The 758-nt window shown below is 48.4% G+C and carries 1 rRNA gene; it reads left to right on the forward strand.

Going from position 1 to position 758, the window contains the following annotated elements:
- Positions 1–541: 541 nt before the first annotated feature.
- Positions 542–758 (forward strand): 16S ribosomal RNA (locus L6D74_RS29850); the annotation flags it as partial.

A 758-nucleotide genomic window follows, 5' to 3' on the forward strand; every position in this document is an offset into this window, starting at 1 on the left:
GGGTTGACGGCAGATTCTGAGTCTCTATAATTCGCCCCACTTCCGGCGCAGTCGAAACGGAAAACTCCTTGAGATTCAATGAGTTAAGTAGGTTTCGATAGTGGATCGCTTCAGTTCATCGAAGCCTGGAATGAGTTGGAAATGCCGGTTTTTCTGGTGCTTTCAACGGTTCGATCTTCTCGGTCGAAAGCGGAGAAAAAGAGGTGTTGACAGCAGCGTGTAACGCTGTAGAATTCGCCTCCCGCTAACGAGAGATCGGAAGCGCAAGTGGTTGAAGTTGTTGAAGAAATCTTCGAAAGCTTCTGAAAATAATCACTTGACAGCAAATGAGGCTGCTGTAGAATGCGCGCCTCGGTTGAGACGAAAGATCTTAACCAACCGCTCTTTAACAACTGAATCAAGCAATTCGTGTGGGTGCTTGTGGAGTCAGACTGATAGTCAACAAGATTATCAGCATCACAAGTTACTCCGCGAGAAATCAAAGATGTAACCAACGATTGCTGAGCCAAGTTTAGGGTTTTCTCAAAACCCAAAGATGTTTGAACTGAAGAGTTTGATCATGGCTCAGATTGAACGCTGGCGGCAGGCCTAACACATGCAAGTCGAGCGGATGAAGGGAGCTTGCTCCTGAATTCAGCGGCGGACGGGTGAGTAATGCCTAGGAATCTGCCTGGTAGTGGGGGACAACGTTTCGAAAGGAACGCTAATACCGCATACGTCCTACGGGAGAAAGCAGGGGACCTTCGGGCCTTGCGCTA

It is taken from the genome of Pseudomonas pharyngis (assembly GCF_021602345.1).
Lineage (GTDB): Bacteria > Pseudomonadota > Gammaproteobacteria > Pseudomonadales > Pseudomonadaceae > Aquipseudomonas > Aquipseudomonas pharyngis.